This window comes from Micromonospora psammae, from assembly GCF_036902725.1.
GTDB lineage: Bacteria > Actinomycetota > Actinomycetes > Mycobacteriales > Micromonosporaceae > Micromonospora.
Genome location: NZ_JBAKHM010000001.1, coordinates 415840 through 441391 on the forward strand (window position 1 = coordinate 415840; position 25552 = coordinate 441391).

At 74.2% G+C, this 25552-nt stretch carries 24 protein-coding genes and 3 tRNA genes; 19 read left to right on the forward strand and 8 right to left on the reverse strand.

Annotated elements, in window-relative coordinates; all coding sequences use genetic code 11:
- Positions 1-337: 337 nt before the first annotated feature.
- On the forward strand, positions 338-1939 hold the full coding sequence (gene cimA, locus V6U79_RS01915) for a citramalate synthase (protein ID WP_334613251.1): 1602 nt from the start codon (positions 338-340) through the stop codon (positions 1937-1939).
- Positions 1940-1953: 14 nt separating this feature from the next.
- Here the strand turns inward: cimA and V6U79_RS01920 are convergent, their stop codons facing one another.
- Positions 1954-2937 carry an endonuclease/exonuclease/phosphatase family protein gene (locus V6U79_RS01920; RefSeq protein ID WP_442933738.1) on the reverse strand — a complete coding sequence of 328 codons (984 nt, stop codon included), beginning with the start codon at positions 2935-2937 and terminating at the stop codon, positions 1954-1956.
- 348 nt (positions 2938-3285) lie between these two features.
- Between V6U79_RS01920 and V6U79_RS01925 the strand changes: the two genes are divergently transcribed.
- The 9 genes from V6U79_RS01925 to V6U79_RS01965 all read left to right on the forward strand — a co-directional run bounded on the left by V6U79_RS01925 (position 3286) and on the right by V6U79_RS01965 (position 9789).
- A complete protein-coding gene (locus V6U79_RS01925; protein ID WP_334518966.1) occupies positions 3286-3807 on the forward strand; it encodes a hypothetical protein in 522 nt (173 codons plus the stop codon).
- Between the two features lie 183 nt (positions 3808-3990).
- A complete protein-coding gene (locus tag V6U79_RS01930) occupies positions 3991-5040 on the forward strand; it encodes an AAA family ATPase (RefSeq protein WP_334518964.1) in 1050 nt (349 codons plus the stop codon).
- Positions 5037-6041, forward strand: a complete 1005-nt coding sequence (locus V6U79_RS01935; RefSeq protein ID WP_334613253.1) for a DUF58 domain-containing protein — start codon at positions 5037-5039, stop codon at positions 6039-6041. The genes V6U79_RS01930 and V6U79_RS01935 overlap by 4 nt, the downstream gene beginning before the upstream one ends.
- The gene (locus tag V6U79_RS01940; RefSeq protein ID WP_334518959.1) at positions 6038-6997 is read left to right on the forward strand and encodes a VWA domain-containing protein; all 960 of its coding nucleotides are present in this window, start codon (positions 6038-6040) and stop codon (positions 6995-6997) included. Before V6U79_RS01935 ends, V6U79_RS01940 begins: the two co-directional genes overlap by 4 nt.
- Positions 6998-7030: 33 nt before the next feature.
- Positions 7031-7891 carry a S1C family serine protease gene (locus tag V6U79_RS01945; protein WP_334518957.1) on the forward strand — a complete coding sequence of 287 codons (861 nt, stop codon included), beginning with the start codon at positions 7031-7033 and terminating at the stop codon, positions 7889-7891.
- 107 nt (positions 7892-7998) lie between these two features.
- Positions 7999-8298, forward strand: a complete 300-nt coding sequence (locus V6U79_RS01950; RefSeq protein WP_334518955.1) for a hypothetical protein — start codon at positions 7999-8001, stop codon at positions 8296-8298.
- Between the two features lie 9 nt (positions 8299-8307).
- Entirely contained in the window at positions 8308-8733 is a 426-nt protein-coding gene (gene arfB / locus V6U79_RS01955) for an alternative ribosome rescue aminoacyl-tRNA hydrolase ArfB (protein ID WP_334518953.1), read from the forward strand.
- 50 nt (positions 8734-8783) lie between these two features.
- Positions 8784-9173, forward strand: a complete 390-nt coding sequence (locus V6U79_RS01960) for a DUF4180 domain-containing protein (RefSeq protein ID WP_334518951.1) — start codon at positions 8784-8786, stop codon at positions 9171-9173.
- Positions 9174-9213: 40 nt separating this feature from the next.
- Positions 9214-9789 (forward strand): GNAT family N-acetyltransferase, encoded by a 576-nt coding sequence (locus tag V6U79_RS01965; RefSeq protein ID WP_334518949.1) that lies wholly within the window; start codon positions 9214-9216, stop codon positions 9787-9789.
- A gap of 16 nt (positions 9790-9805) precedes the next feature.
- Here the strand turns inward: V6U79_RS01965 and V6U79_RS01970 are convergent, their stop codons facing one another.
- Both V6U79_RS01970 and V6U79_RS01975 read right to left on the reverse strand, forming a co-directional pair.
- Positions 9806-10684: a 3-methyladenine DNA glycosylase gene (locus V6U79_RS01970; RefSeq protein WP_334518947.1), complete on the reverse strand. Its 879-nt coding sequence runs from the start codon at positions 10682-10684 to the stop codon at positions 9806-9808.
- A 34-nt stretch (positions 10685-10718) separates the two neighbouring features.
- Complete coding sequence (locus V6U79_RS01975; protein WP_334613255.1) at positions 10719-12158, reverse strand: hypothetical protein; 1440 nt, start codon at positions 12156-12158, stop codon at positions 10719-10721.
- A gap of 165 nt (positions 12159-12323) precedes the next feature.
- Between V6U79_RS01975 and V6U79_RS01980 the strand changes: the two genes are divergently transcribed.
- From V6U79_RS01980 to V6U79_RS01995, 4 genes are all read left to right on the forward strand, one after another.
- Positions 12324-13127, forward strand: coding sequence for a fumarylacetoacetate hydrolase family protein (locus V6U79_RS01980; protein ID WP_334534542.1), 804 nt, complete (start codon positions 12324-12326; stop codon positions 13125-13127).
- 106 nt (positions 13128-13233) lie between these two features.
- Positions 13234-13305, forward strand: a tRNA-Gln gene (locus tag V6U79_RS01985).
- Positions 13306-13442: 137 nt separating this feature from the next.
- Positions 13443-13515: transfer RNA gene (locus V6U79_RS01990), tRNA-Glu, on the forward strand.
- 228 nt (positions 13516-13743) lie between these two features.
- Positions 13744-13816, forward strand: a tRNA-Glu gene (locus tag V6U79_RS01995).
- A gap of 790 nt (positions 13817-14606) precedes the next feature.
- Here the strand turns inward: V6U79_RS01995 and V6U79_RS02000 are convergent.
- Positions 14607-15293, reverse strand: coding sequence for an IclR family transcriptional regulator (locus V6U79_RS02000; protein WP_334534460.1), 687 nt, complete (start codon positions 15291-15293; stop codon positions 14607-14609).
- Between the two features lie 49 nt (positions 15294-15342).
- Between V6U79_RS02000 and leuC the strand changes: the two genes are divergently transcribed.
- The 4 genes from leuC (at position 15343) to V6U79_RS02020 (ending at position 20432) form a co-directional block, all read left to right on the forward strand.
- Positions 15343-16788, forward strand: a complete 1446-nt coding sequence (leuC, locus tag V6U79_RS02005; RefSeq protein ID WP_334613256.1) for a 3-isopropylmalate dehydratase large subunit — start codon at positions 15343-15345, stop codon at positions 16786-16788.
- A 15-nt stretch (positions 16789-16803) separates the two neighbouring features.
- A complete protein-coding gene (leuD, locus tag V6U79_RS02010) occupies positions 16804-17391 on the forward strand; it encodes a 3-isopropylmalate dehydratase small subunit (protein ID WP_334534466.1) in 588 nt (195 codons plus the stop codon).
- Positions 17392-17563: 172 nt separating this feature from the next.
- Positions 17564-18217, forward strand: a complete 654-nt coding sequence (locus V6U79_RS02015) for an HU family DNA-binding protein (protein ID WP_334613257.1) — start codon at positions 17564-17566, stop codon at positions 18215-18217.
- A gap of 145 nt (positions 18218-18362) precedes the next feature.
- Positions 18363-20432, forward strand: a complete 2070-nt coding sequence (locus tag V6U79_RS02020) for an endonuclease/exonuclease/phosphatase family protein (RefSeq protein WP_334613258.1) — start codon at positions 18363-18365, stop codon at positions 20430-20432.
- Between the two features lie 73 nt (positions 20433-20505).
- Here the strand turns inward: V6U79_RS02020 and V6U79_RS02025 are convergent, their stop codons facing one another.
- The 4 genes from V6U79_RS02025 to cofC form a co-directional block, all read right to left on the reverse strand.
- Complete coding sequence (locus V6U79_RS02025; protein ID WP_334613259.1) at positions 20506-21390, reverse strand: NUDIX hydrolase; 885 nt, start codon at positions 21388-21390, stop codon at positions 20506-20508.
- A gap of 90 nt (positions 21391-21480) precedes the next feature.
- Entirely contained in the window at positions 21481-23784 is a 2304-nt protein-coding gene (locus V6U79_RS02030; RefSeq protein ID WP_334613260.1) for an RNA degradosome polyphosphate kinase, read from the reverse strand.
- Between the two features lie 54 nt (positions 23785-23838).
- The gene (locus V6U79_RS02035; RefSeq protein WP_334534480.1) at positions 23839-24036 is read right to left on the reverse strand and encodes a cold-shock protein; all 198 of its coding nucleotides are present in this window, start codon (positions 24034-24036) and stop codon (positions 23839-23841) included.
- A 24-nt stretch (positions 24037-24060) separates the two neighbouring features.
- The gene (gene cofC, locus V6U79_RS02040) at positions 24061-24690 is read right to left on the reverse strand and encodes a 2-phospho-L-lactate guanylyltransferase (protein WP_334613261.1); all 630 of its coding nucleotides are present in this window, start codon (positions 24688-24690) and stop codon (positions 24061-24063) included.
- Between the two features lie 127 nt (positions 24691-24817).
- Between cofC and V6U79_RS02045 the strand changes: the two genes are divergently transcribed.
- Entirely contained in the window at positions 24818-25543 is a 726-nt protein-coding gene (locus V6U79_RS02045) for a lysophospholipid acyltransferase family protein (protein WP_334613262.1), read from the forward strand.
- The last annotated feature ends 9 nt before the right edge of the window (positions 25544-25552 follow it).

Genomic DNA, 25552 nt, shown 5'->3' on the forward strand with positions numbered 1-25552 from the left:
TGGCGGCGACGCCAGGCCGGTAACTGGATCGGTTCCAGATACTTCCGCAGCGCTGTTTCCTCCAGGTGGCGGCCGGGCGACTTGTGAAGTCGATCACCGGCGGCAGGTGCCGCTCCGGATCCGAGGGTCGGTCAGCTATGGCCACGGTGCGTCACTATCCCGCCATGTGGATTTTGCCTCCCAAAACCGGGGCGAGGTGGCAAAGTGGCGATCGTGACCAGCACCGTCCTGATTATCGGCAACTAGCGCGCCGGCCTCCCCTCCGCCGAGCGCGCAGACCTCCCGCATCCGCGGGGGGTCTTTTTGTTGCCGCTCCACCTTTGTTGAAGGGACTCCCATGACGTTCCAGGTCTACGACACCACGCTGCGCGACGGCGCCCAGCGCGAGGGGCTCAGCTACTCGGTGGTCGACAAGCTCGCGGTGGCCCGACTGCTCGACGAGTTCGGGGTGGGCTTCATCGAGGGCGGCTGGCCCGGGGCGGTGCCGAAGGACACCGAGTTCTTCCGCCGGGCCCGGACCGAGCTGGACCTGCGGCACGCGGTGCTGGTCGCCTTCGGCGCCACCCGCCGGGCCGGGCTGGACGTGCGGGCCGACCCGCAGGTGCGGGGGCTGCTCGACGCCGAGACCCCGGCCGTCGCCCTGGTCGCCAAGGCGGACATCCGGCACGTCGAGCGGGCGCTGCGCACCACCGGCCCGGAGAACCTGGCGATGATCCGCGACTCCGTCGCCCACCTGGTCGCCGAGGGCCGCCGGGTCTTCGTCGACGGCGAGCACTTCTTCGACGGTTACCGGCACGACCCGGCGTACGGCGCCGCGGTGGTGGAGACCGCGCTCGCCGCCGGCGCCGAGCGGTTCGTGCTCTGCGACACCAACGGCGGGATGCTGCCGTCCATGGTCACCGCCGCGATCGCCGACCTCACCGCGCGCACCGGCATCGCCCCGGAGCTGTTCGGCATGCACGCGCAGAACGACACCGCCTGCGCGGTGGCCAACACCATCGCCGCCGTCGAGGCCGGGGTCCGGCACGTCCAGGGCACCGCCAACGGGTACGGCGAGCGCCCCGGCAACGCCGACATCTTCGCCGTCGTCGCCAACCTCCAGCTCAAGCTCGGGCTGCCCGTCCTGCCGGACGGCTGCCTGGAACAGATGGTGCGGGTCTCGCACGCCATCGCCGAGATCGCCAACATCGCCCCCGACACCCACCAGGCGTACGCCGGGGCCGCCGCCTTCGCCCACAAGGCGGGGCTGCACGCGAGCGCGATCAAGGTCGACCCGTTGCTCTACAACCACGTCGATCCGTCGGTGGTGGGCAACGACATGCGGATCCTCGTCACCGAGATGGCCGGCCGGGCCAGCGTCGAGCTCAAGAGCCGCGAGCTGGGCCTGGACCTGGCCGGTCATCCGGAGGCGCTGTCGAAGGTGACCAGCCGGGTCAAGGAGCTGGAGGCGGGCGGCTGGTCGTTCGAGGCGGCCGACGCCTCGTTCGAGCTGCTGGTCCGCTCCGAACTGCCGGACGCCGCGCCGCCCCGGCCGTTCGCGCTGGAGTCGTACCGGGTGCTGGTGGAGCACCGGGAGGACGGCGCGGTGGTCTCCGAGGCCACCGTGAAGATCCGGGTCCGCGGCGAGCGGGTGATCGCCACCGCCGAGGGGAACGGCCCGGTCAACGCCCTGGACGAGGCGCTGCGGGTCGGCCTGTCCCGGCACTATCCGGAGCTGCGCGACTTCGAGCTGGCCGACTACAAGGTGCGCATCCTGGAGGGCAGCCACGGCACCGGCGCGGTCACCCGGGTGCTGCTGGAGACCGCCGACGGCACCGGCCGCGACTGGACCACCGTCGGCGTGCACCCCAACGTCGTCGAGGCGTCCTGGCACGCCCTGGTCGACGCGCTCACCTACGGCCTGGATCGCGCGCGCGTGGCCGGGGGCGCCGCTGCCTGACGCCCCGTCCCGCCTCAACCCGCCGCCGGCAGGCGCAGCTCGGCCAGGACCGCCCGGTGGTCGCTGCCGGGCACCGGGTGCACCGCCACGGCGCGGACGGCGATCCGGCGGTCGACCAGGACGTGGTCGATGGTGACCGGTGGGATCGGGTCGCCGTCGTACGGGCCCCAGGTGCCGTGCAGCCCCGCCCCGGCGGCGTCGGCCGCGTCCACGTACCCGCTGTCCAGCAGGGCGCGCAGCGGCGCGTGATCGAGGGTGGCGTTGAAGTCCCCGGCGAGCACGCTCAGTGGGCCGTCGGGGGTGGCCCGGGGCTGGGCCCGCAGATCCGTGAACCAGTCGTCGACCACCTCGACGGCGTACGGCGCGGCCGGGTGCGCCGACTCGACCCGCAGCGGGGGCGCGCCGGGTGCCGTCAGGGTGGCGTACGCCTGGGTGAACTGGAAGCCGGGGTTGCGCCGGAAGCCGTCGTCGGAGAGCGGGAAGCGGGCGTAGATCCCGGAGCCGGTGGTGCCGACCTCCGGGTTGAGCGTCCGGTGGGGAAGGAGCGCGGTCAGTCCCAGCCGGTCGAGCTCGGTCCGGGACCACGGGGTGAACTCCTGCACCGCGAGCACGTCCACCCGGTGCCGGCGTACCAGGTCGACCAGCGTCCGGCTGTCGGCCTCGCCCTTGAGCAGGTTGGCGGTGAGCAGCCGCAGCACCGGCCCGGCGGTGTCCGGCTGCCCGGACCCGACCGCGCGGGGCGCGACCGTGCCGATCAGCGTCACCGCCACCACGGCCGCGGCCACCGCCGGCCACCGGCGCCGCAGGGCGAGCGCCAGCACCAGGGGCGCCAGGCTCCCTCCCGCGACGTACGGCGTGAAGGCCATCGCCTGCACCAGCGGTCCGCGCTCCAGCCCGGCGAGGCGGGCGACCGCCCACAGGGCCGCCGGCGCGACCGCGAGCCAGCAGAGCAGGGTCGTCGCCTGACGTCGTGGCGTCGTCGCGGGTGGTGTCCCGATCATGATCGTCAGGGTAGCGGCGGTCTTCGCCGTCGTGGGGCGGACGCTTTTCATGAATGACGCAGCACTCGCATCTCACGATTTCAAATAGTGTGTGGTGAATCGCAGCAACTATTGATCGGCTATTGACGCTCAGCATTTCCCGGTGCTACCTTCCTCGTGGTTGTGGCGCCGCAACGGAGCGTAGTAACACCTGATCAGAGCGGGTATGAAATGTTGCAGGAAGCAGCATTTCAGGTGCGGGTGAAAGCTTTCTGCTTTCGTCTATCCGGCTCATCCCCAGATTTCGCCCGGCTCGTGGAAATGCGAGTCGGCCGTATCATCACGGTCAAAAAAGGGAGACCTGTCATGGCCACATTCTTCAGGCGTAAGGCGGCGGCGGTGACGCTCGGCGTCCTGGCGCTCACCCTCACCGGCGGTGGGATCGCCGCCGCCCAGCCGACGACCAAGGCTCCGGCCGAGGTCGCCCAGCCCGGGGCCCGGCAGCCCGGCGTCGGCACCCAGCCGCCGGTGTCCGAGACCGCGGCCCGTCAGGCCAGGGCGGCCATGAACATCACGCTGGCCCCGCCGGCCGCCGGCACGGTGGCCTGGGCCGTCGTCGCCAGCAACGGCACCCTGCTGTCCAGGTCGCCGAACGTCGTCTCGACGACCAAGTACGGCCCGGGGCAGTACCAGGTGCTGCTCGACTACGACGTGCGCCGCAAGGCGTACGTGGCGACCATCGGCACCACCGACCAGTTCAACGTCCCGCCGGGTGGCGAGGTGTCGGTCGCGCCCCGCAACCTGACCCCGAACGCGGTGTTCGTCCAGACCCGGACCTCCGGTGGCACGCCCGCCGACCGGCCGTTCCACATCCACATCGCCAACTGACCGCTGACCGCGACGGTGCCGGCCCCCAGGGGGCCGGCACCGTCCGGTGTCGCCCGCCCGCTCCACCCCCGGCTACGAGGTTGCCGACCGCTCGGGCGGCTCGTCCCGCTCCGGGCGGGAAACGGCCCCCCGAGGGCTGAAATTCCGACGTTTGCCCACCCGGCAGGCCGGGAAGCAAGCACCGTGACGGACATCTCGGACACCCTGGCCAGCCTGCCCACCTCGGCCGAGCCCGACACGCCCGGCGCCGAGCTGGAACAGACCCTCTTCGAGGTCAGACGCGTGATCGTCGGGCAGGATCGGCTCGTCGAACGCCTGCTCACCGCGTTGATCGCCGACGGGCACTGCCTGCTGGAGGGCGTGCCGGGCGTGGCGAAGACGCTCGCCGCGCATACCCTCGCCACCGTCGTCGGCGGCACGTTCTCCCGGATCCAGTTCACCCCGGACCTGGTCCCCTCGGACATCGTCGGCACCCGCATCTACCGGGCGTCCCGCGAGAACTTCGACATCGAGCTGGGGCCGATCATGGCCAACCTGGTGCTGGCCGACGAGATCAACCGGGCCCCGGCGAAGGTCCAGTCGGCGCTGCTGGAGGCGATGGCCGAGCGTCAGGTCTCCATCGGCGGTCGGAGCTGGCCGGTGCCGGAGCCCTTCCTGGTGCTCGCCACCCAGAACCCGATCGAGTCCGAGGGCGTCTACCAGCTGCCGGAGGCGCAACGCGACCGGTTCCTGATGAAGGTCGTCGTGGACTACCCGAGCGACGCCGACGAACTGGCCATCCTCTACCGGATGAGCACCGACCGGCCCCGCGCCCACCAGGTGCTCGACCCGGCCCGGCTGCGCGCGCTCCAGCAGCGCGCCGCCCAGGTCTTCGTGCACCACGCGATCGCCGAGTACGTCGTCCGGCTCATCCTCGCCACCCGCGACCCGGGGCGGTTCGGGCTGCCCGAGATCGCGCCGCTGCTGGCGTACGGGGCGAGCCCCCGGGCCACCCTCGGCCTGGTCGCCGCCGCCCGCGCCCAGGCGCTGCTGCGCGGTCGGGAGTACGTGCTGCCGGAGGACGTCCGGGAACTGGCGGTGGACGTCCTCGCCCACCGGCTGGTGCTCTCCTTCGACGCGGTCGCCGACGGGGTGGCCGCCGAGGCGGTGGTGCGCCGGCTGGTCGACGCGGTGCCACCTCCCGTGCTGGCCACCGGCCGGCCCGAACAGGCGACCGACCTGGCGGCGGCGTGAGGCGCGCCGCCGTGCCGGCGCCCGCCCACCCGGGCCTCGCCGAACTCGCCCCCGACCAGCGGCTGCGGCGACTGGAGCTGACCGTCACCCGGCGGCTCGACGGGCTGCTCCAGGGCCAGCACCGGGGCCTGCTGCCCGGACCGGGCACCGAGATCGCCGGCAGCCGCGAGTACCGCCCCGGCGAGGACGAGGTCCGCCGGATGGACTGGGCGGTGACCGCGCGGACCACCGTGCCGCACATCCGGGAGGTCGAGGCGGACCGGGAGCTCTCCACCTGGCTGCTGGTCGACGCCAGCCCCAGCATGGAGTTCGGCACCGCCGAGCTGGACAAGCGTGAGCTGTCGGTGGCCGCGGTGGCCGCGATCGGTTTTCTCACCGCCGGCACCGGCAACCGGCTCGGCGCGCAACTGCTCACCTCGACCGGGCTGCGCCGGTTTCCGGCGCGCAGCGGCCGTACCCACCTGCTCGGCCTGCTCCGCGCGCTGCTGACCGCGCCCCGCGTCGGCGGGCACGACGGACCCGCCCCGCCGGTGGACCCGCCCCACCTCGGTGAGGGGCTCGCCGCGCTGCAACGGGTGGCGAACCGGCGCGGGCTGGTCGTGGTGGTCTCCGACTTCCTCGACGGGCTGCCCGACGACCACGACGACCCGGCCGCCTGGGAGCCGGCGCTGCGGCGGCTGGCCGCCCGGCACCAGGTGCTCGCGGTCGAGGTCACCGACCCCCGCGAGCTGGAACTGCCGGATGTCGGCCTGGTCACCCTGGTCGACCCGGAGACCGGCCGGCGGCGGGAGGTGTGGACCGGCGACGCGGCCCTGCGCCGCCGCTACGCCAGCGCCGCCGCCGCCCAGCGCGAGCAGGTACGCCGCGCGCTGCGCCGGTCCGGCGCGACCCACCTGACGCTGCGCACCGACCGGGACTGGACCGCCGACATCGTGCGGCACGTGCAGGCCCAGCGCCGGCTGGCCGCGGCACCCGCACCGACCCGGGGAGGTCGCTCGTGACCTGGCAGTCGCCCGTCCGACTCTGGCTGCTGCTGGGGGTGCTGGCCCTGCTCGTCGGCTACCTGCTGATGCAGCGCCGGCGCAGCCGGTACGCCGTCCGCTTCACCAACCTGCGGCTGCTCGACCGGGTGGCGCCGAACCGGCCCGCCTGGCGCCGGCACGTGCCCGCCGGCCTCTTCCTGGCCATGCTCGCGCTGCTGGTGGTGGGCTTCGCCCGGCCCAGCGCGGAGGTGCGGGTGCCCCGGGAACGGGCCACCGTGATGGTCGCCGTGGACGTCTCCACCTCGATGCTCGCCACCGACGTGGAGCCGGACCGGCTGGCGGCGGCGAAGGAGGCGGCCCGCCAGTTCGTCGACGGGCTGCCCGACGAGTTCAACGTCGGGCTGGTCGCGTTCGCCGGCAGCGCGGCGGTGCTGGTGCCACCGAGCACCGACCGGGGGGCGCTGGACGACGGCATCGGACGGCTGGCCGAGGGGATCACCGGTGTGCAGGGCACCGCGATCGGCGAGGCGATCAGCGCGTCGCTCGGCGCGGTGAAGAGCCTGGACGCCAAGGCGGCGCAGCAGCCACCGCCGGCCCGGATCATCCTGCTCTCCGACGGGGCGAACACCTCCGGCGCGGACCCGATGGAGGCCGCGGCGGCGGCCGTGGCGGTGAAGGTGCCGGTGCACACCATCTCGTTCGGCACCCCCGACGGGTTCGTCGACCGGGGCGGCCGGCCGATCCAGGTGCCGGTGGACGGGCAGACCCTCAGGGCCGTCGCCGACGAGACCGGGGGCGGATTCCACGAGGCCGGCTCCAGCGAACAGCTCCGCGAGGTCTACGAGGACATCGGCTCCTCGGTGGGCTACCGCAAGGAGCGCCAGGACATCTCCGCCCGGTTCATCGGCCTCGGGCTGGTGTTCGCCATGGGCGCCGCGGCCGGGTCGATGCGGTGGTTCTCCCGCCTGCCCTGAGCCCGTCGGACCGACCAGTGAGGAGCGGAACGTATGGCAGTGCAGACCGGACTGGGCGAGCCGCGGGGCCCGTGGTTCCTCTCCCCGGAGCTGGGCCCGGACGGGCGGCCCCGGTGGGACGTACCCGGATCGGGACAGGAGCCGTCCCGGCGGCGCCGGGGTGGGCGGCTGCTCGCCGCGGCGGCGGTGGTGGCCCTCTCCACGGTCTCCGGCGCGGCGGCCGGCGGCTGGGTGGCCGGCCACGACGCGCCCGGACCCGCGGCGGCCTCGGCCGCCCCCGTCCCGGCGGAGCTGGTCACGGCGGCCCGCAAGACCGTGCCGGGCGTGGTGTCGGTGCTGGCCGGCGGGGCCTCCGGGTCCGCCGCCACCGGATCCGGGTTCGCCATCGACAACCAGCAGCACATCATCACCAACGACCACATCCTGGCCAAGGGCGGCGGGGGCGCGGTGACGGTGGAGATGCCGGACGGCCGGCGGTTCGCCGCCGAGGTGGTGGGCCGGGAACCGGGCAGCGACCTGGCGGTGCTCCGGGTGCCGGCCGCCGCCGGGCTGGCCCCGCTGCCGCTGGCCAAGCCGCGCACCACGCGGGTGGGGGAGCCGGTGCTGGCGGTCGGCTCGCCGCTCGGCCTGACCGGCACGGTGACCGCCGGCATCGTCAGCGCGCTGGACCGGCAGGTACGCCTCGGTACCAACCGGCGCAGCGCGGTGCAGACCGACGCCTCCATCAACCCCGGCAACTCCGGCGGCCCGCTGGTCAACGCCCGGGGTGAGGTGGTCGGGGTGAACACCGCGATCGCCACCATCGACGGCAACGGCTCGATCGGCATCGGCTTCGCCATCCCGATCGACCAGGTGCAGCAGACCGCCGACACCATCATCGGCAAAGGCGGCTGAGTCGGGACGCGCCAGGACCGGCCGGTCGTAACGGGAAAACTGTCGGATTCCTGCCGCGGGACCATCGGCCCATAGAAATATCACGCTGGGTATGGATACTGGCGTGGGTGGAGCTTCCTCTCATGGCGGTCCTGCTGGCGGTGGGACTCTTCCTCGGTTGGGCGGTCGGCGCCCAGTACGCCCGGGCCCGGCGCGGGTGGACGGACTACAAGGCGGCCAAGAAAGCGGTGCCCGGCGCCCGGCGCACCGCCTGGCTGTTGATCCGGGCGGTCACCACCAAGGTCGGCGTCATCGCGCTGCTGCTCGTCGGCGCGGTCGCGTACGCCGCCGTCGGTCCCGATCACGAGCGGGCCGAGCCGGCACCCAGCCCCTCGCCCAGCGCCACGGCGACCACCCCGGGGCGCTAGCCTCGGGACGTGGACGACGGACTGCGGGTGAACGACCGGTGGGTCGTACCCGCCGCCGAACTGCGGGAGCGGTTCTCCCGCTCCTCCGGGCCGGGCGGGCAGGGCGTCAACACCACCGACTCCCGGGTCGAGCTGAGCTTCGACCTGGCCGCCTCGCCGAGCCTGCCGCCGACGCTGCGCGCCCGGGCGCTGGAACGCCTGGCCAACCGCCTGGTCGACGGGGTGCTGACGATCGCCGCCAGCGAGCACCGGGCGCAACTGGCCAACCGGGAGGCGGCCCGGGAACGGCTGGCCGAGCTGCTGCGCGCCGCCGTCGCGCCGCCGCCCCCGCCCCGGCGACCCACCCGCCCCTCCCGAGGCGCCAAGGAACGCCGGCTGGCCGACAAGAAACGCCAGTCGCAGCGCAAGCGGGACCGGCGGGTCGACGGGGACTGAGCGCCGAAAACCGGCTGCCCGGCCGCGACCCGCCCGCCTACGCTGCCAGCATGTCCGCCGACACCCTGGTCACCCTGCACGGCCGCGCCGTGCTCGCCTGCGCCCCCGACGGCCCGCGACTCTGCGGCGGCGACGACGCGATGGACGTGATCGGCGCGGCGCTGGGCCACGGCGCGGACCTGGTCCTGCTGCCGGTCCGACGGCTCGCCGTCGAGTTCTTCACCCTGCGCACCGGGGTGGCCGGGGAGGTGGTGCAGAAGTTCGTCAACTATCGGCTGCGGCTGGCCGTGGTCGGTGACATCTCCGCGCACGTCGCCCGCAGCACCGCCCTGCGGGACTTCGTCACCGAGTCCGACCGCGGCGACCAGCTCTGGTTCGTCGACACCATGGCCGAGCTGGAGGAGCGCCTGCGCCGCCGCGACCAGCGGGCCACCGCGTAAAGCGGTCGAGGCCGGCGGACGCGCCGCCGACAATTGCCCGGTGACCACCCCCGACTTCGCCACCAAGCCCACCCTCGTCGGCGACCTGGTGACGCTGCGCCCCTTCGTCGACGACGACATCGCGACCTTCCGGTCGGCGCTGGCCGACCCGGAGCTGGCCCGGCTGACCGGTAGCCCGCCCGACGAGATCGGCGAGGAGCGGCTGCGCTCCTGGTACGGCAGCCGCAACGCGCAGACCGACCGGCTCGACCTGGCCGTGGTGGAGAACGCCACCGGCTCCTGCGTCGGCGAGGTGGTGCTGAACGACTGGGACGCCCACCACGCCAACTGCAACTTCCGCACCCTGCTGGTGGCCGCCGGCCAGGACCGTGGCCTCGGCACCGAGGCGGTACGCCTCATCGTCGGCCACGGCTTCGAACGGCTCGGCCTGCACCGCATCTCGCTGGAGGTGTTCGCCTTCAACCCGCGCGCCCGCCGGGCGTACGAGAAGGTCGGCTTCGTCGCCGAGGGCGTGCTGCGGCAGGTGCTGCGCGACGGCGACAGCTGGGTGGACGCCACGGTGATGTCCATCCTCGCCCCGGAGTGGGCAACCCATGGGGGTCACCCGGCGCGGTGAGCCCGACCGGGGCCGGTCAGGCGGCGAGGAGCCGTTCGCACTCCGCGATCAGACGCGAACGCAGCAGCGCGGCACGCTCCGCGAACGACCGCTGCGCCTGCACGTACTCGTGCCGGCCCTCGACCGTCTCGACCCGCACCGGCGGGTAGCCCAGCGCGGACAGGTCGTACGGGGAGGCCCGCATGTCCAGCGTGCGGATCTCCCGGGCCAGCGCGAAGCACTCCGCCACCAGTTCGCTCGCCACCAGCGGGGAGAGCTTGTACGCCCACTTGTAGAGGTCCATGTTGGCGTGCAGGCAGCCCGGCTGCTCCAGCGCGTGCTGGCTCTCCCGGGTCGGGGTGAGCAGGTTCAGCGGCCGGGCCGGCGCGGTGAAGAACCGGTACGCGTCGAAGTGGCTGCACCGCACGCCCCGCTCCTCCACCACGGCGGCGGTCCGCTCCGGGCTCAGCCGCAGCGGCCAGGCGTTGTGCCGGACCTCGTCCTGGGTCTGCCGGTAGACCATCGCCCACTCGTGCATGCCGAAGCAGCCGACGTGGGCGGGCCGGCCGGCGGTCGCGGCGAGCAGCCCCCGGATCCATTCGATCGAGTCGACCCGCCGGTCGCGTACCCGGTCGGTGTCGAGGGTGACCCCGGCGGGGTCGGCACGGTAGTCCCGGCCGAACTCGGCGGGGTCGGCGTCGCGCAGCACCACCCCCGCGCCGGGGTGCCAGCGGCGCAGCTGGGCCGGCCGGTGCGAGTAGTAGGTGAAGAGGAAGTCCTCCACCGGGTGCCGCCCGCCCGTGCGGCGGCGGGCCAGGTGCGGCGCCAGCCAGGCGTCCACCCGCTCCTCGTGGGCGCGTCGCCGGGCCTGCCAGTCGGCCGCGTCGAGGACGGCGGGAGCGAGGGCGGCGGTCACGGCCCCAAGGGTACGACCGCCGCCCCGGGCCCGGTCAGGGCACGTCCACCCGCACCCCGGCGGAGAAGACCCCGCTGCGCAGTTCGAGCTGCTTCGGCTGCTGGGCGCCGCGCAGGGTGAAGACCAGCGGCAGCACCACCCGGCTGCCCGCCGACACCGGATGGGCGAAGACGTCCCGCCCCAGGTTCGCCAGCCGGGTGGCGTCCTCGTCGGTGCTCACCCAGTTGCCGCCCGGCAGGTAGGCCCGCTGGAGCTGACCGTGCCAGGTCTGCTGCTCCGGGGTGACGTTGCGCACCCCGACCGTCGCCTGGCACCGCCGGTTCGCCGCCACGCCGGGCTCGCAGCTCATCCGGTAGACGGTGAACTCGAACGCCTGCTCGCGCAGCGGCACCCCGAGCGCGCCGGTGGCGCTGCGGCCCTTCCACGCGCCGCTGGTCGGCTGCTTGGCGGTGTCGATCGCGGCGACCCGCTGGCTGCCCGTCCAGACCGCCGCCAGGACCACCCCGGCCAGCACCGCCACGGCCACCCCGACCATCAGCCAGGCCGGCGGGGTGCGGCGGCGCCCAGCGGGCCCCGGCGCGGCCGGCCGCGGGTACACGGTGCCGCCCGCCGGGGCGTCCGGTCCACCGCCGTACGGCGGATGGCCCGCTGCCGCCGGCGCCGCGCCGGTCGGCTCGAACCCGGTCCGCCGGCGTCGGGCCCGCTGCCACCACCACACGCCGGCGGCGGTGAGCGCCAGCAGCACGGCCAGTGCCCCGCCCAGGACCGGTGGCCGGCGCCAGGGCTGCGCCGCGGTGACCTGCGTCGCCGGCGACGGCACGGCGGCCTGCCAGGTGGCGGTGCCGCAGTCGTACGGCCGCTCGCCGTCGCTGGAGTAGGCGCAGGCCGGGGCCGTCACCGACCGGCCCGGCCCGGTGGCGGTGAGCGCGGTGTCGAGGGTGGTGGTGCTGCGGGCGGGCAGGGTGAGCCGCCAGGTCACCTCGCCGGCGCCGTTGCGCCCGAGGGGGCGGGTGGCCCGTCCGCCGGCGCTGACGGCGGTCGCCGACGAGCCGACGGGCAGCTCCTGCCGCACGGTCGTGACGAGCGGCGTGCTGGTGTCGTTGCGTACCCGGATCCGGTAGCCCGGCGCCGGCGTGCCGGCGGGTGCGACCGCGACGGTCACCGGCGGCGCCGGTCGCGGCACTCCCGGCCTGGCGGTGGTGGTCATCCCGGGTGCCGGCGCGGCCGGTGTGACCGGGATGACCCCTCCGGTCGCGGCCACCCCGGGTGCTCCCGGTGGGGCCGGCGCCCGCTGCCCCGCCTCCGGCTTGCGCGCGGCCTCGGCCGCCGCGGGCGTCGGGCTGGCCGGGGCGACCATTGCCGCCTCGACCTTCGTCGCGGGTGTCGCCGTGGGCAGTGCCGGCACGGCGGCGAGGATGCCCAGTCCGTGCACGAACACGGCGAGGGCTCTGTGGTGTCGTCTCGATGCAGGCATACGAACGAACCTCCGGAGCCGACGGTATGGGCCCGGACCCTCCGGGCGGGTACGAAGTGCCGAATCCCGCACCGACCGGCCGCGACCGGCGTACGCTGCGCCGACGCCGGCCCGGTCCCGGCGTCGGCGGCCGCGACCGCCGCATCGGGGAGCTAGATTGGCCGGGTGCGTATCGCTCGTTTTGCTCATGCCAAGGGAATGTCGTTCGGGGTCGTCGAGGGCGAGTCGGGGGCCGGGCCGCAGAGCCTGACCATCGCCGAGATCGAGGGCCACCCGTTCGGTCAGCTCCAGTTCTCCGGCGCCCGCTGGGCGCTCTCCGACGTCCGGCTGCTCTCGCCGATCCTGCCCAGCAAGGTGGTCTGTGTCGGCCGCAACTACGCCGACCACGCCGCCGAGCACGGCAGCGAGGTCCCGAAGGAGCCGCTGCTCTTCCTCAAGCCCTCCACCTCGGTGATCGGGCCGCGCGACGCGATCCGGCTGCCGATCTTCTCGAAGCAGGTCGAGCACGAGGCGGAGTTGGCCGTGGTGATCGGCGTGACGGGCGCCCGCCGGGCCGACCGGGCCGCCGCGGAGAAGGCCATCTTCGGCTACACCTGCGCCAACGACGTCACCGCGCGCGATCTCCAGCGCTCGGACGGGCAGTGGGCCCGGGCCAAGGGCTTCGACTCCTTCTGCCCGATCGGGCCGTGGATCACCACCGGGCTGGACGTCTCCGACCTGGAGATCCGGTGCGAGGTGGGGCGTGACCCGGAGCAGATGGAGGTGCGCCAGCTGGGCCGGACGAAGGACATGGTCTTCGACGTGCCGGGTCTGGTGTCGTACATCTCGCACGTGATGACGCTGCTGCCCGGGGACGTGGTGCTGACCGGCACGCCGGCGGGGGTTAGCCCGCTCACCGACGGGGATACGGTCACCGTGCGGATCGAGGGGATCGGCGAACTCACCAACCCGGTGGTCCCGGTCGCCTGACGCGTCCGACGCCCTGTTTCCGCAGCTCACAGGCGTTTCAGGGGGTTGGATTTGGCCTCTCGGTGCGGGGAGGGTAAAGTTCATTCCCGGCACCGCAAGGGGCCGATGGGGTATGGGGTAATTGGCAGCCCGACTGATTCTGGTTCAGTTAGTCTAGGTTCGAGTCCTGGTACCCCAGCGCAACCGCGGATTCGCGAGAATCCCGGACGCTGGATTCTGGCGGAGTTCCGCTCCGCTCCCTTCGGGGAGCGGAAGATGATCTCTGGTAGAGTGCAGCTCTCCCACCCGCGAGGGTGGGAGAGCAGGTGAAGTTCTGGCCCCGTCGTCTAGCGGCCCAGGACGCCGCCCTCTCAAGGCGGTAGCGCCGGTTCGAATCCGGTCGGGGCTACACGTGGACAGCCCGTCCCACCTCGGTGGGGCGGGCTTCTTCGTGTCTCCACCCCCTCGCGTCGCCCGGCGCGGGGACCTCGGGTGCGGCGCGGGCGCTGCCAGGGCCGGTCGTCGCGGGTGGGGCGCACCCGCGCGGGAGACCCGGCCCCCGTCGTCGCGGCGGCGAGCGGTGTCGCTAGACTACAACCGCGCCGCCCGGCCAGGGTGGTGAAGCAGGAAAGTGCCTGGCCCCGTCGTCTAGCGGCCCAGGACGCCGCCCTCTCAAGGCGGTAGCGCCGGTTCGAATCCGGTCGGGGCTACATCGCCGAACGGCCCGTCTCACCTCAGTGAGGCGGGCCGTTCGCCTTCTCGGCGCGGACTCGCCCGGCTGTGCCCCCGCTGAACCCGGCTGTGCCCCCGCTGAACCCGGCTGTGCCCTGCTGAACCTGGCTGTGCCCCCCCGCTAAGCGACCGTCGGCCCCGCCGCTTTCCCGCCGCTCCCCACAGTGTCGGTGCGGCGAGCACCGCTGCGCCCGGCGCGGGATGCGGCGGCCGGCGAGCCCGGTCGATGCCGAAGATCCCGGCTCAGCAAGTGCCGGTCCGTCCGGTGCGTGGTCGCGGAGGCGGCGGGGCCGGGGAGCGACTGGTTCCGTGGAGTCGGCCCGGCGAGCGGGAGCCGCAGGGGTGTCGCGACGCTTTAGAGCTGATGTCGTAAACGAATCATCAGTCGGGGCCGGGGCCGGGGCCGGGGCCGGGGTTGGGGTCGGGGTTGGGGTCGGGGCCGGCGACGGCCCGTCCCACCCGTGATTCGTTCACGACATCAGCTCTAAAGCGGGCGACCCCTGCTCCGACCGGCCGCCGAGATCGGTAGAGGTCGCCGCCCCAGCCGTCCGCCTCGGTGATCCAAGAGGTCAGCGTCACGCCGGAGGCGTGACGTGGCGCAAACCTCTTGGTCAACTCTCCCAGCCCAGGCGGGTCAGTGCCGGGTTGGGCGGGGGCGGGGCAGGGCCAGGCCGGGTGCGGCGAGGCCGGTCCAGGGGTCGGGGAAGGCGGGGGCAGGGGTCGGGGGAGGGGCAGAGGTCGGGGTCGGGGTCGGGGGAGGGGCAGGTATCAGAGCCCGGAGAGGCGTTGGCCGGCGCGCACCACGGCCATGGCGTGCCGTTCGCCGGGGCGGCGGCCCAGCCGCTCGATGGGGCCGGAGATGCTGATCGCGGCGATCACGCGGCCGGTGCGGTCCCGGATCGGGGCGGAGACGCTCGCCACACCGGCCTCCCGCTCGGCGACGCTCTGCGCCCAGCCGCGGCGGCGTACCTCGGCCAGGGTGCGGCCGGTGAACTTGGACCGGGGCAGCAGCGGCATGACCGCCTCCGGGGGCTCCCAGGCCAGCAGGATCTGCGCCGCGGAACCCGCGGTCATCGGCAGCACCGAGCCGACCGGCACCGTGTCGCGCAGCCCGCTGGCCCGCTCGGCGGCGGCCACGCAGACCCGTTCGTCCGCTCTGCGCAGATAGAGCTGGGTGCTTTCGCCGGTGGCGTCCCGTAGCGCGGCCAGCAGCGGCTCGGCGGCGGTCAGCAGCACGTCCGGTGCGGCGTTGGCCAGCTCGCCGAGCCGGGGCCCGGGACGCCAGCGCCCCTGGGTGTCCCGGACCAGCATCCGGTGGATCTCCAGGGCCTGTGCCAGCCGGTGCGCGGTGGCCCGGGGCAGCTTGGTGCGTTCAACGAGTTCGGCCAGGCTGGCGCCGTCGACACAGGCGGCCAGAATGACCACCGCCTTGTCGAGGACGCCGACACCGCTCATACTGTGTCCCACAAGCCGAAACATACCTCCCAGAATTTAGGATGTCCAGATGGTGGGAGTCACTCCTGAGCCGAGGACCCTGGCCGAGAAGGTCTGGGACGCGCACGTCGTACGCGCCGCCACGGGTGAGCCTGATCTGCTCTATATCGACCTGCACCTGCTGCACGAGGTGACCAGCCCGCAGGCCTTCGACGGGCTGCGCCTGGCCGGCCGCCGGGTCCGCCGTCCCGACCTCACGCTCGCGACCGAGGACCACAACACCCCGACCGGGTACGACGACCCGGCGTTCCGGTCCCGCCGCGGCGACCTGCTGACCATCGCCGACCCGACCTCGCGCACGCAGATCGAGACGCTGCGCCGCAACTGCGCCGAATTCGGCGTGCGGCTGCACCCGCTCGGCGACGAGAACCAGGGCATCGTGCACGTCATCGGCCCGCAACTCGGCCTCACCCAGCCCGGCATGACGATCGTCTGTGGCGACTCGCACACCGCCACCCACGGTGCCTTCGGTGCGCTCGCCTTCGGCATCGGCACCAGTGAGGTCGAGCACGTGCTGGCCACCCAGACGCTGCCGCAGGCCCGCCCGAAGACCATGGCGGTGAACGTCACCGGCCGGCTCGCCCCCGGCGTCACCGCCAAGGACCTCGTCCTCGCGCTGATCACCCAGGTGGGCACCGGAGGCGGTCGCGGCCACATCGTGGAGTACCGGGGCGAGGCGATCCGCGCGCTCTCCATGGAGGGGCGGATGACCGTCGCCAACATGTCCATCGAGTGGGGCGCCAAGGCCGGCCTGATCGCGCCGGACGAGACCACCTTCGCGTACCTCAAGGGGCGGCCGCACGCGCCCCGGGGCGCCGAGTGGGACGCGGCGGTGGCCCACTGGCGGACCCTGCCCACCGACGAGGGCGCGACCTTCGACGCCGAGGTGACCCTGGACGCCGGCAGGGTCACGCCCTTCGTCACCTGGGGCACCAACCCCGGCCAGGGAGCGCCGCTGGACGCGGCGGTGCCGGACCCGGAGGAGTTCGTCACCGAGTCCGAGCGGGCCGCCGCCCGCCGCGCCCTGGAGTACATGGACCTGCGCCCCGGCACGCCGCTGCGGGACCTCGCGGTCGACGTGGTCTTCGTCGGCTCCTGCACCAACGGCCGGCTGGAGGACCTCCGGGCCGCCGCCGAGGTGCTGCGCGGCCAGCAGGTCGCCGCCGGGGTACGGATGCTGGTGGTGCCCGGCTCGGCCGCCGTCCGCGAGGCCGCCGAGGCCGAGGGGCTGGACAAGGTCTTCGCCGACGCCGGCGCCGAGTGGCGTTTCGCCGGCTGCTCGATGTGCCTGGGCATGAACCCCGACACCCTCAAGCCGGGCCAACGCTCGGCCTCGACCTCCAACCGCAACTTCGAGGGCCGTCAGGGCCGGGGAGGGCGCACCCATCTGGTGTCCCCGCCGGTCGCCGCCGCCACCGCCGTGGTCGGCCGGCTGGCCGCCCCCGCCGACCTGTAGAAGGGCAGCCGCACGATGGACAAGTTCACCACCCACACCGGCACCGCCGTGCCACTGCGGCGCTCCAACGTGGACACCGATCAGATCATTCCCGCCGTGTACCTCAAGCGGGTGACCCGGACCGGTTTCGCCGACGGGCTCTTCAGCGCGTGGCGGGAGGATCCGGGATTCGTGCTCAACGATCCCGTTCATTCCGGGGCGTCGATTCTCGTGGCCGGTCCCGAGTTCGGTACCGGGTCCTCCCGGGAGCATGCCGTCTGGGCGCTGCGCGACTGGGGTTTCCGCGCGGTGATCTCTCCTCGATTCGGTGACATCTTCCGCGGCAACGCCCTCAAGGAAGGCCTCCTTCCGGTCGAGCTGGAATTGAAAGCCGTCGAGGAGATCTGGGATCGGATCGAGTCCGATCCGACCACCCCGGTCACCGTCGACCTGGCCACCCGCGAGGTCCGGGTCGGGGAGGCCACCTGGTCGTTCCCGCTCGACGACCACAGCCGCTGGCGGCTGATGGAGGGCTTGGATGACATTGGACTGACTTTGCGGCACGAGGCCGAGATCAGCGCCTACGAGGCCGGCCGGCCGTCGTTCACGCCCGCCGTCGCATAGCCGTACGCCCGATCGCTCATCCGTATTCGCCCCCACCGGTCCACCCGGTGGGGGCGAATCCGTTACGACACAAGGGCTTTTTTCCATCGAATGTTTGTGTCCAGGCAGCACAGGGCATACCGTGCGCGCAGAATGGCTCGCGTCGAGTCAGTTGCACAATCGGGAGGAAGTCGTGAACAAGGCCGAGCTCATCGAGGCGCTCGCCGATCGCCTGGGAGACCGGAAGACGGCGACGGCAGCGCTCGACGCGGTCATCGCCGAGGTCCAGGCGGCGGTCACCAAGGGCGACAAGGTGGCGATCACCGGATTCGGATCGTTCGAGAAGCGTGTCCGGGCCGCCCGAACAGCGCGCAACCCGCGCACCGGTGAGGCGGTGAAGGTCAAGAAGACCTCCGTGCCGACCTTCCGCCCGGGCGCCGGGTTCAAGGAGATGGTGGCCAGCGGCAAGGTGCCGAAGGCCGCCGCGCCGGCCAAGAAGACCGCGGCCGCGGCCACCAAGACCGCCGGCGCGAAGGCCACGGGCGCCAAGGCGGCCCCGGCCAAGAAGACCGCTCCGGCGAAGGCCGCCAAGACCACCGCCAAGGAGACCAAGAAGGCCGCCCCGGCGAAGGCCGCCAAGACCACCACGGCCAAGGCGACCACCAAGAAGGCCGCCCCGGCGAAGAAGACCACGGCGGCGACGAAGGCCGCCCCGGCGAAGAAGACCACGGCGGCGACGAAGGCCACCGCGGCGAAGAAGACCACCGCCACGGCCAGCAAGAGCGCGGCCGCCAAGAAGGCGCCGGCGAAGAAGTCCCCGGCGAAGAAGGCCGCTGCCAAGCGCTGAAACCGCACGTGAAGGGCGTCCACCGAGGGTGGGCGCCCTTCGGCGTACCCGGCGGGCCCGGGCCCGGCCCGCGCACACCTGTTGACCCGGCACGCCGGCCGCACGCAGAATCGGCCGACCCCCACCGGTCGGCGAAAGAGGGCTCGTGCGTCACCGCCACCTCACCACCGCCACGCTCGCCCTGGGCGTCGTCCTCCTGGTCGACGTGCTGCGGGTCTTCCTGCCGGCGGTCATCACCATCTTCGGGCAGGCCGCGTCCACCCCGGCCGAACTGCTGGGGGCGTTCGCGCTCGGTTGGTTCGTGCTCGCCCTCGCGGCGCCGGCGCTGATCCGTCGCGTCGGAGCCCGCCCGGTGAGCGTCGTCGCGGCGCTGGCGCTGGCCGCCGTCCGGGTCGCCCTCACCGGTCAGCCCGGTGGCCCGCTCCAGCTCTGGCTCGCCACAGGCGGGCTGCTCGCCGGCCTGGTGTGGCTCGCCGCCACCGCGGCCGTGACGGACCGCCCGGTGCCGGGGCTGGCCGTCGGTCTCGGCGCCGGCGCGGTCCTGCACACCATGCTGGACACGTACCGGTCGGGGTGGGCCGGGGGCGCGGACGCCTGGCTGGTCGCGGTCGTGGTCGCCGCGCTCTTCCTGGCCGGGCAGGCCCGCCCGGCGCCGCCCGCCGGTGCCGGGGGCGTCCGCAGCTGGCTGCTGGCCGGCCCGACGCTGCTCCTCGCCGGCCTGGTGGCGCTCTCCCCGGCGGTCGCCCGGACCGCGACGTCGTACCAGTTCGGGTGGCTGCGCTGGCCTTCCCGCGGCGACGGGCTGGTGGCCACCACGCCCGGGCCGCTGCTCGGCCTGGCGCCGTTCGCGGTGGCGGTCGGCGGCTTCCTCTTCGCCGCGCTGGCCCCGCCGGCCCGCACCACCCGGTGGCTCGGCCCGGCGCTCCTGCTGGCCGGAACCGCGCTCTTCGCCGTGGGCGGTGGCGGCCTGCTGCTGCCGGCCGTCCTGCTCGCCGCCGCCGGCCTCGGCGGCTGCCTGGCGCTGTTCGCCGCGGCGGACGACCGGGCCCCGGCCGACAACCTGATGAGGGCCGACGACCGGGTCAGGGCGGACGAACGGGTCCTGACGGTCGAGCGGGGTGCGGCGGGCGCAGGTGACACCGTCGACGCGCGGGTCGCCACCGCCCCCCACCTCGACGTGCCGGGCCGGCGCGGCGGGCCGGGCGAGCGTGCGGTCGCCGGCCGGCGGGCCCTCGCGGCCGTCGCGGGAATGCTCGCCTTCGCCGTTTCGACGACCGTGTACTACGCGGCCTACGACCTGGGCCATCCGAACGCCTGGGTGCCGGTGGTGGTGGCCGCGCTGGTCGGCGTGGCCGCGTTCACCGCCGGCCGCACCCCGACCCCCACCGCGCCTACCCCGCCCTCGTCGGCGCCGCCCCGGCTGCGGATCGCCGGCTCCGCCGCCGTGCTGGTCCTGCTCGCCGCCCTCGTCGGCGACGAGACGCTGGTCGCGGAGAACCGGGCCGGGGCGCCCGAGCGGATCCGGGTGGCGGCGTACAACATCCGGATGGGCTTCGGCCTGGACGGGCGGTTCGACCCGGACCGCCTCGCGCGGGCCGTCCGGGACGCCGATGTCGTCCTGCTCAGCGAGGTGGACCGGGGTTGGCTGCTCAACGGCGGTCACGACAGCCTGGACCTGCTCGCCGAGCGGCTGGACCGGTGGTACGTCTTCGCGCCGGCGGCCGACCCGCTCTGGGGCGACGCGGTGCTGAGCCGCTGGCCACTGCGGTCGGTCCGCACCCGGGCGCTGCCGGCGGTGGGGGCGCCCACCGGGGCGCAGGCGCTCGGCGTCACCGTCGACTTCGGCGCCGGCGAGCCGGGGCTGGCGGTGGTGGCCACCCACCTGCAACCGCCGCCGGGCCGCGAACCGGTGGTCCAGGCCCGCGCGGTGGCCGACTTCGCCCTCGGGTACGCGGCCGGGCGGCCGCTGGTCGTCGCCGGTGACCTGAACACCGAGCCGGGCGCGCCGGCCTTCGCCGAGTTCACCGGGGCCGGCCTGACCGACGCGCTGGCCGCGGCCCGGCCCCTGCCGACCAGCCCCGCCGACGACCCGCGCGAGCAGATCGACCACGTCTTCGTCTCGCCGGGTGTCGGCGCCGCCGACGCGGTCGCCCCGCCCGGCACCGCCAGCGACCACCTGCCGGTGCGGGTGACCCTGACCCTCCCGCCCGCCTGACGCGGTCTGTCCCGTCCGCGCTGGGATGGGGCCGGCAGCGGCCGGTGGTTCGGTCGTCCTGCCGGGTGCCGGCTCAGAGGCGGTCGGCGCCGACCAGCCGGTCGGCGCCGAAGGCGAGCAGCCAGCCACCGCCCTTCGGGGTGGTCCAGTCGTAGGCCCGGCCGGTCAACCGCTCCATCGCTCCCGGAATCACCTTGCCCTGGCTGCACACCCCCGCCCGGTCGCCGGCGGCGGCCAGCCCGGCGAGGCGGGCGGCGGCGGCCAGCGCGCACTCGTCGGGCTGCTGACCGGGGCGTGGCTCGTTCAGCTCGCCGGCCACCTCGATCGGCAGGTCCAGCAGCGCGGCCGCCGGGTCGAGGGTCTGTACGCACCGGCGCGCCGAGGCCGACAGCAGGCGGGTCGGGCGGATCAGCGCCACCAGCGGGGCGAGCGCCTCGGCCTGGGCCCGGCCGGTGGCGTCCAACGGGCGGCCGTCGTCCGGCCCGGACCAGGTGGCGCGCTTGCCGGCCTGCGCGTGCCGGACCAGGGCGAGCGTCGTGGTCACCGGCGGCAGCGCGGCGAACGCGCCCAGCACCTCGGCGTCGTGCGGGTAGCTGACCAGCCGGACCGCCTCGTCGGTGGCGAGCCAGCGCACGTCGTCGACCTCCGTGTCGGGCTGGAAGCCGCCCTCGCCGACCGCCCGCATCGACCAGTAGTCGACGGTCTTCGGCCGGCCCTCGCTGCGGTACCGCACGGTGGTCAGCCGGACCTGCGGAACGGCCCGCACGTCGGTCTCCTCGGCCACCTCGCGGACCGCGGCGAGCAGCGGGTGCTCGCCGCGCTCCAGCTTGCCCTTGGGCAGCGACCAGTCGCCGTAGCGAGGGCGGTGCACCAGGCAGACCTCGATGCGGCCGTCGGCGCCCGGCCGCCAGGCCACCCCGCCGGCCGCCCGGATGCCGACCGGTTCCTCCTCCACCATCTCGTCACCCTACGTCCGGGCGTCCCGTCGTACGGGCCGCTCAGCCCCGGCAGGGGAGCGCAGCGCCGCCGCCCACGCGGTCCGGCCCGGTCAGCCGGGGGTCCCGCCCACCCGGCGCAGCAGCAGCTCCTGAAGGTCGACCAGCGGCTCCTCCGGTGCGCCGGTGCGCCGCGTCCAGGTGCCGTCGGAGGCCAGCTCGAATCCGTCCACCTCGGAGCTGAACGCGGCGGTCAGCACGTGGTCCAGTTCGGCCCGCGCGACCGGGTCGCTCACCTGCACCAGCGCCTCCACCCGGCGGTCCAGGTTGCGGTGCATCAGGTCGGCCGAGCCCATCCAGAACTCGGCGTCGCCGTCGTTGCCGAACCGGAAGATCCGGGAGTGTTCGAGGAACCGGCCGAGGATCGAGCGGACCCGGATGTTCTCCGACAGCCCGGGCACCCCGGGCCGCAGCGTGCACATGCCGCGGATCAGCAGGTCCACGTGGACGCCGGCCCGGGACGCCCGGTAGAGCGCGTCGGTGATCTCCTCGTCGACCAGCGCGTTCACCTTGAACTGCACCAGCCCCGGCATGCCGAGGCGGACGTGGGCGATCTCCCGTTCGATCCGCTCGATCAGGCCGCTGCGGATGCCCTGCGGCGCCACCAGCAGCCGCCGGTACGCGGTCTGCCGGCTGTAGCCGGTGAGCACGTTGAACAGGTCGGTCAGGTCGGCGCCGATCTCCGGGTCGGCGGTGAGCATCCCGAAGTCCTCGTAGAGCCGCGCCGTCTTCGGGTGGTAGTTGCCGGTGCCGATGTGGCAGTAGCGGCGGATCTGGTTGCCCTCCTGGCGTACCACCAGCGCGGTCTTGCAGTGGGTCTTCAGGCCCACCAGGCCGTAGACGACGTGGCAGCCGGCGCGCTCCAGGGTGCGCGCCCACCCGATGTTGGCCACCTCGTCGAACCGGGCCTTCAACTCCACTAGCACCACCACCTGCTTGCCGGCGGCGGCCGCGTCGACCAGGGCGTCGACGATCGGGGAGTCCCCGCTGGTGCGGTAGAGGGTCTGCTTGATGGCGAGCACGTCCGGGTCGGCGGCGGCCTGCTCGATGAAGCGCTGCACGCTGGTGGCGAACGAGTGGTACGGGTGGTGCACCAGCACGTCCCCGTCCCGCAGGGTGGCGAAGACGCTGCGCGGCACCTCGCCCTCGGCGAGCCGGGGGTGGGTGGCCGGCACGAACGGCGGGTCCTTCAGGTCCGGGCGGTCGGCCTCGCCGTACAGCTGCCACAGCGCCGAGAGGTCGAGCAGGCCGGGCACCCGGAGCACGTCGTGCCCGTCCATGTCCAGCTCCCGGACGAGCAGCTCCAGCATGTGGTCGGAGATGGAGGCGGCGACCTCCAGGCGGACCGGTGGCCCGAAGCGACGCCGGGCCAGCTCCCGTTCCAGGGCCTGGAGCAGGTCCTCGTCCCGGTCCTCGTCGACCTCCAGATCGGCGTTGCGGGTGACCCGGAACAGGTGGCACTCGACCACCTGCATGCCGGAGAAGAGCTGTCCCAGGTGCACCGAGATGAGCTCCTCGACCGGCAGCATCCGCACCCCGGGCCGGTCCTTGGCGACCCGGACGAACCGGGGCACGTTGTTGGGCACCTTGACCCGGGCGAAGAGCTCCGATCCGCCGTCGGGGTCGCGGACCGCGACCGCCAGGTTGAGTGACCGGCCGGAGATGTACGGGAAGGGGTGCGCCGGGTCGACGGCGAGCGGGGTGAGCACCGGGAAGATGTGCTCCCGGAACCAGGTCCGCAGCCGTTCCCGTTCGGGGTCGTCCAGCTCCGCCCAGCGCAGGATGCGCACGTCCTCCGCGGCGAGCTTCGGCAGCACGTCGTCGACGAAGCAGGCGGCGTGCCGGGCGACCAGGTCGGCGCTGCGTTCGGTGATCAGCTCCAGCTGGGTGCGCAGCGGCAGTCGGTCCCCGCCGCGCACCGGCAGGCCGGCGGAGCGGCGGCGCTTCAGGCCGGCCACCCGCACCATGTAGAACTCGTCCAGGTTGCTGGCGAAGATGGCCAGGAACTTGGCCCGTTCCAGCAGCGGGGTGCGGGGGTCCTCGGCCAGGGCCAGCACCCGGGCGTTGAAGTCGAGCCAGGAGAGCTCCCGGTTGAGGAAGCGGTCCTCCGGCAGCGGCGCGGCGGCCGGCGGCTCGTCGTCCGGCCCGGACGGCGGCGGCGGAGGCGGCCCGCCGGAGTCCAGCACCTCCTCCAGCCCGGCCGAGGCGGCGGCCGCGTCGGAAACGTCTCCGGTGGTGACGACGTCCTCGGGGGCGCGCGGGGTGCGGGACCCGCCCCGGCGGCGGGCGCCGGTGCGGGGGCCGGTGGGATCGGCGGCGTGGGGCTGACTGGCGGGGTGCTCGCGAGGGGTGCTCACCCGCTCATAATCACCCGATCCCGGTTAACGCAAAATGAACTCGGCCCGGGTCGGTCAGGCCATGGTCGGCAATGTCACCCGGACCACCGTGCCGTCCGGGTCGGTCTCCACCCGCAGCCGCTGCCCGAGGCGGAGCAGGCGTAACCCGGAGGCGTCGAAGGCGCGGGCCGGGAAGGCCAGTTCGGTGCCGTCGTCCAGGAGCAGCACCCCGGTGCGGGTCTGCGCGTCGAAGGTGGCCACCGTGCCCTGCATGCCCAGCACCGTACACCGCCGGCGTCAGGGGCACGCCGTGGTGAGCGCGGCGGTGCCCGGCCCCAGCCCGAGCCGCCGCGCCGCCGCGAGGTCCGCGGCGGTGTCCACGTCCCGGCGCAGCGAGGGCCACGGGCCGGTCAGCGGCAGCGCGCCGCTCGCCGCGTGCGCCCGCGCCGAGTCGACCCCGAACCGGGGCGCCAGGGCCACCCCGGGCGGCGCGGTGAGCAGCACCGTGCCGGTGCCCGGGGCGTCGGCCACGAACCGGCGTACCGCCGGGGGTGTGGCGGCCGCCGTCAGCGCGGCCGCCAGTTCGGCCGGGCGCAGCGCCGGCAGGTCCGCGGTGAGGGCGGCCACCCAGGCGTCGGCGGCGGCCGCCGCCGCGCCGTGCCGCAGGGCGGCGTTCAACCCCGCGTCGGGTGCGTCCGGCACCACCCGCGCCCCGGCCGCGGCCAGCAGCGCCGCCGCCCGGTCGTCGTCGGTCACCACCAGGACCTCGGCCACCGCGGGGCAGGCCCGCGCCGCGCGGACCGTGTCGGCCGCCAGCGCCAGCGCCAGCTCCTCATGGGGTACGGCCGGCAGCGCGCCCCGCAGCCGGCTCTTCGCCGCGCCGAGGCGCTTCACCGGTACCACCACGGTCCACCTCGGCTGGCCCACGCGACAATCCTGCCAGCGTCGACGGAGGTACCCGCACTGGCCGTACCCGGGGCGAGCAGGCATGATTTCCGCGGCGGGCCGCACCGGGCGGGTGCGACGCGCGGGGTCGGGGTGACGAGGAGGCAGGGTGACACGGCGCAAGCTGGGTTTCTGGCAACGTTTCGCCGTGGTGCTGGTCAAGCCCGTGATGCTGGCCTGGACCCGGCGCACCTGGCGGGGCGCGGAGCACCTGCGCGGCGACGGCGGGATCATCATCGTGCCCAACCACATCTCGCACGCCGACCCGCTGGTCTCGGCGCACTTCATCCACGACGCCGGGCGCTGGCCGCAGTTCCTCGGCAAGGCCAGCGTCTTCCGGGTGCCGGTGATCGGCTGGATCCTGCACCGCTGCAAGCAGATCCCGGTCGAGCGCGGCACCGCCGACGCGGTCAAGTCGCTGGACAAGCTGGTCGCCGCGCTGAGCGCCGGCGGTGCCGTGGTGATCTACCCGGAGGGCACCACCACCCGGGAGCCCGAGCTGTGGCCGATGAAGGGCAAGACGGGCGCCGCCCGCCTCGCGCTGGCCACCGGCGCCCCGGTGATCCCGCTGGTGATGTGGGGCCCGGAGAAGCTGTTCGACCCCCGGACGACCCGGTTCGGCCTGCGGCCCCGCACCCCGGTGACCGTGGTCGCCGGCCCGCCGATCGACCTGAGCCGGTGGGCGGGCGCCACGCCGAGCCGGGCGGTCCTGGAAGAGATGACCGACGAGATCATGCTGAGCCTGCGCGACCTGCTCGCCGGCATCCGCGGCGGCACCCCGCCGCCGCTGTGGCAACGTCCCGCCCGTCCGCGTACTTCCGAGGTGACCGAATGAGCGACCCGA

Coding starts and splice junctions, on each gene's coding strand:
- V6U79_RS01960 (WP_334518951.1), top strand. CDS start 8,784: ATGTCCGCCGACACCCTGGTCACCCTGCACGGCCGCGCCGTGCTCGCC.
- V6U79_RS01975 (WP_334613255.1), bottom strand. CDS start 12,158: ATGCCTGCATCGAGACGACACCACAGAGCCCTCGCCGTGTTCGTGCAC.
- V6U79_RS01945 (WP_334518957.1), top strand. CDS start 7,031: ATGGCAGTGCAGACCGGACTGGGCGAGCCGCGGGGCCCGTGGTTCCTC.
- V6U79_RS01925 (WP_334518966.1), top strand. CDS start 3,286: ATGGCCACATTCTTCAGGCGTAAGGCGGCGGCGGTGACGCTCGGCGTC.
- cimA (WP_334613251.1), top strand. CDS start 338: ATGACGTTCCAGGTCTACGACACCACGCTGCGCGACGGCGCCCAGCGC.
- V6U79_RS02000 (WP_334534460.1), bottom strand. CDS start 15,293: ATGAGCGGTGTCGGCGTCCTCGACAAGGCGGTGGTCATTCTGGCCGCC.
- leuD (WP_334534466.1), top strand. CDS start 16,804: ATGGACAAGTTCACCACCCACACCGGCACCGCCGTGCCACTGCGGCGC.
- leuC (WP_334613256.1), top strand. CDS start 15,343: ATGGTGGGAGTCACTCCTGAGCCGAGGACCCTGGCCGAGAAGGTCTGG.
- V6U79_RS02035 (WP_334534480.1), bottom strand. CDS start 24,036: ATGCAGGGCACGGTGGCCACCTTCGACGCGCAGACCCGCACCGGGGTG.
- V6U79_RS02025 (WP_334613259.1), bottom strand. CDS start 21,390: ATGGTGGAGGAGGAACCGGTCGGCATCCGGGCGGCCGGCGGGGTGGCC.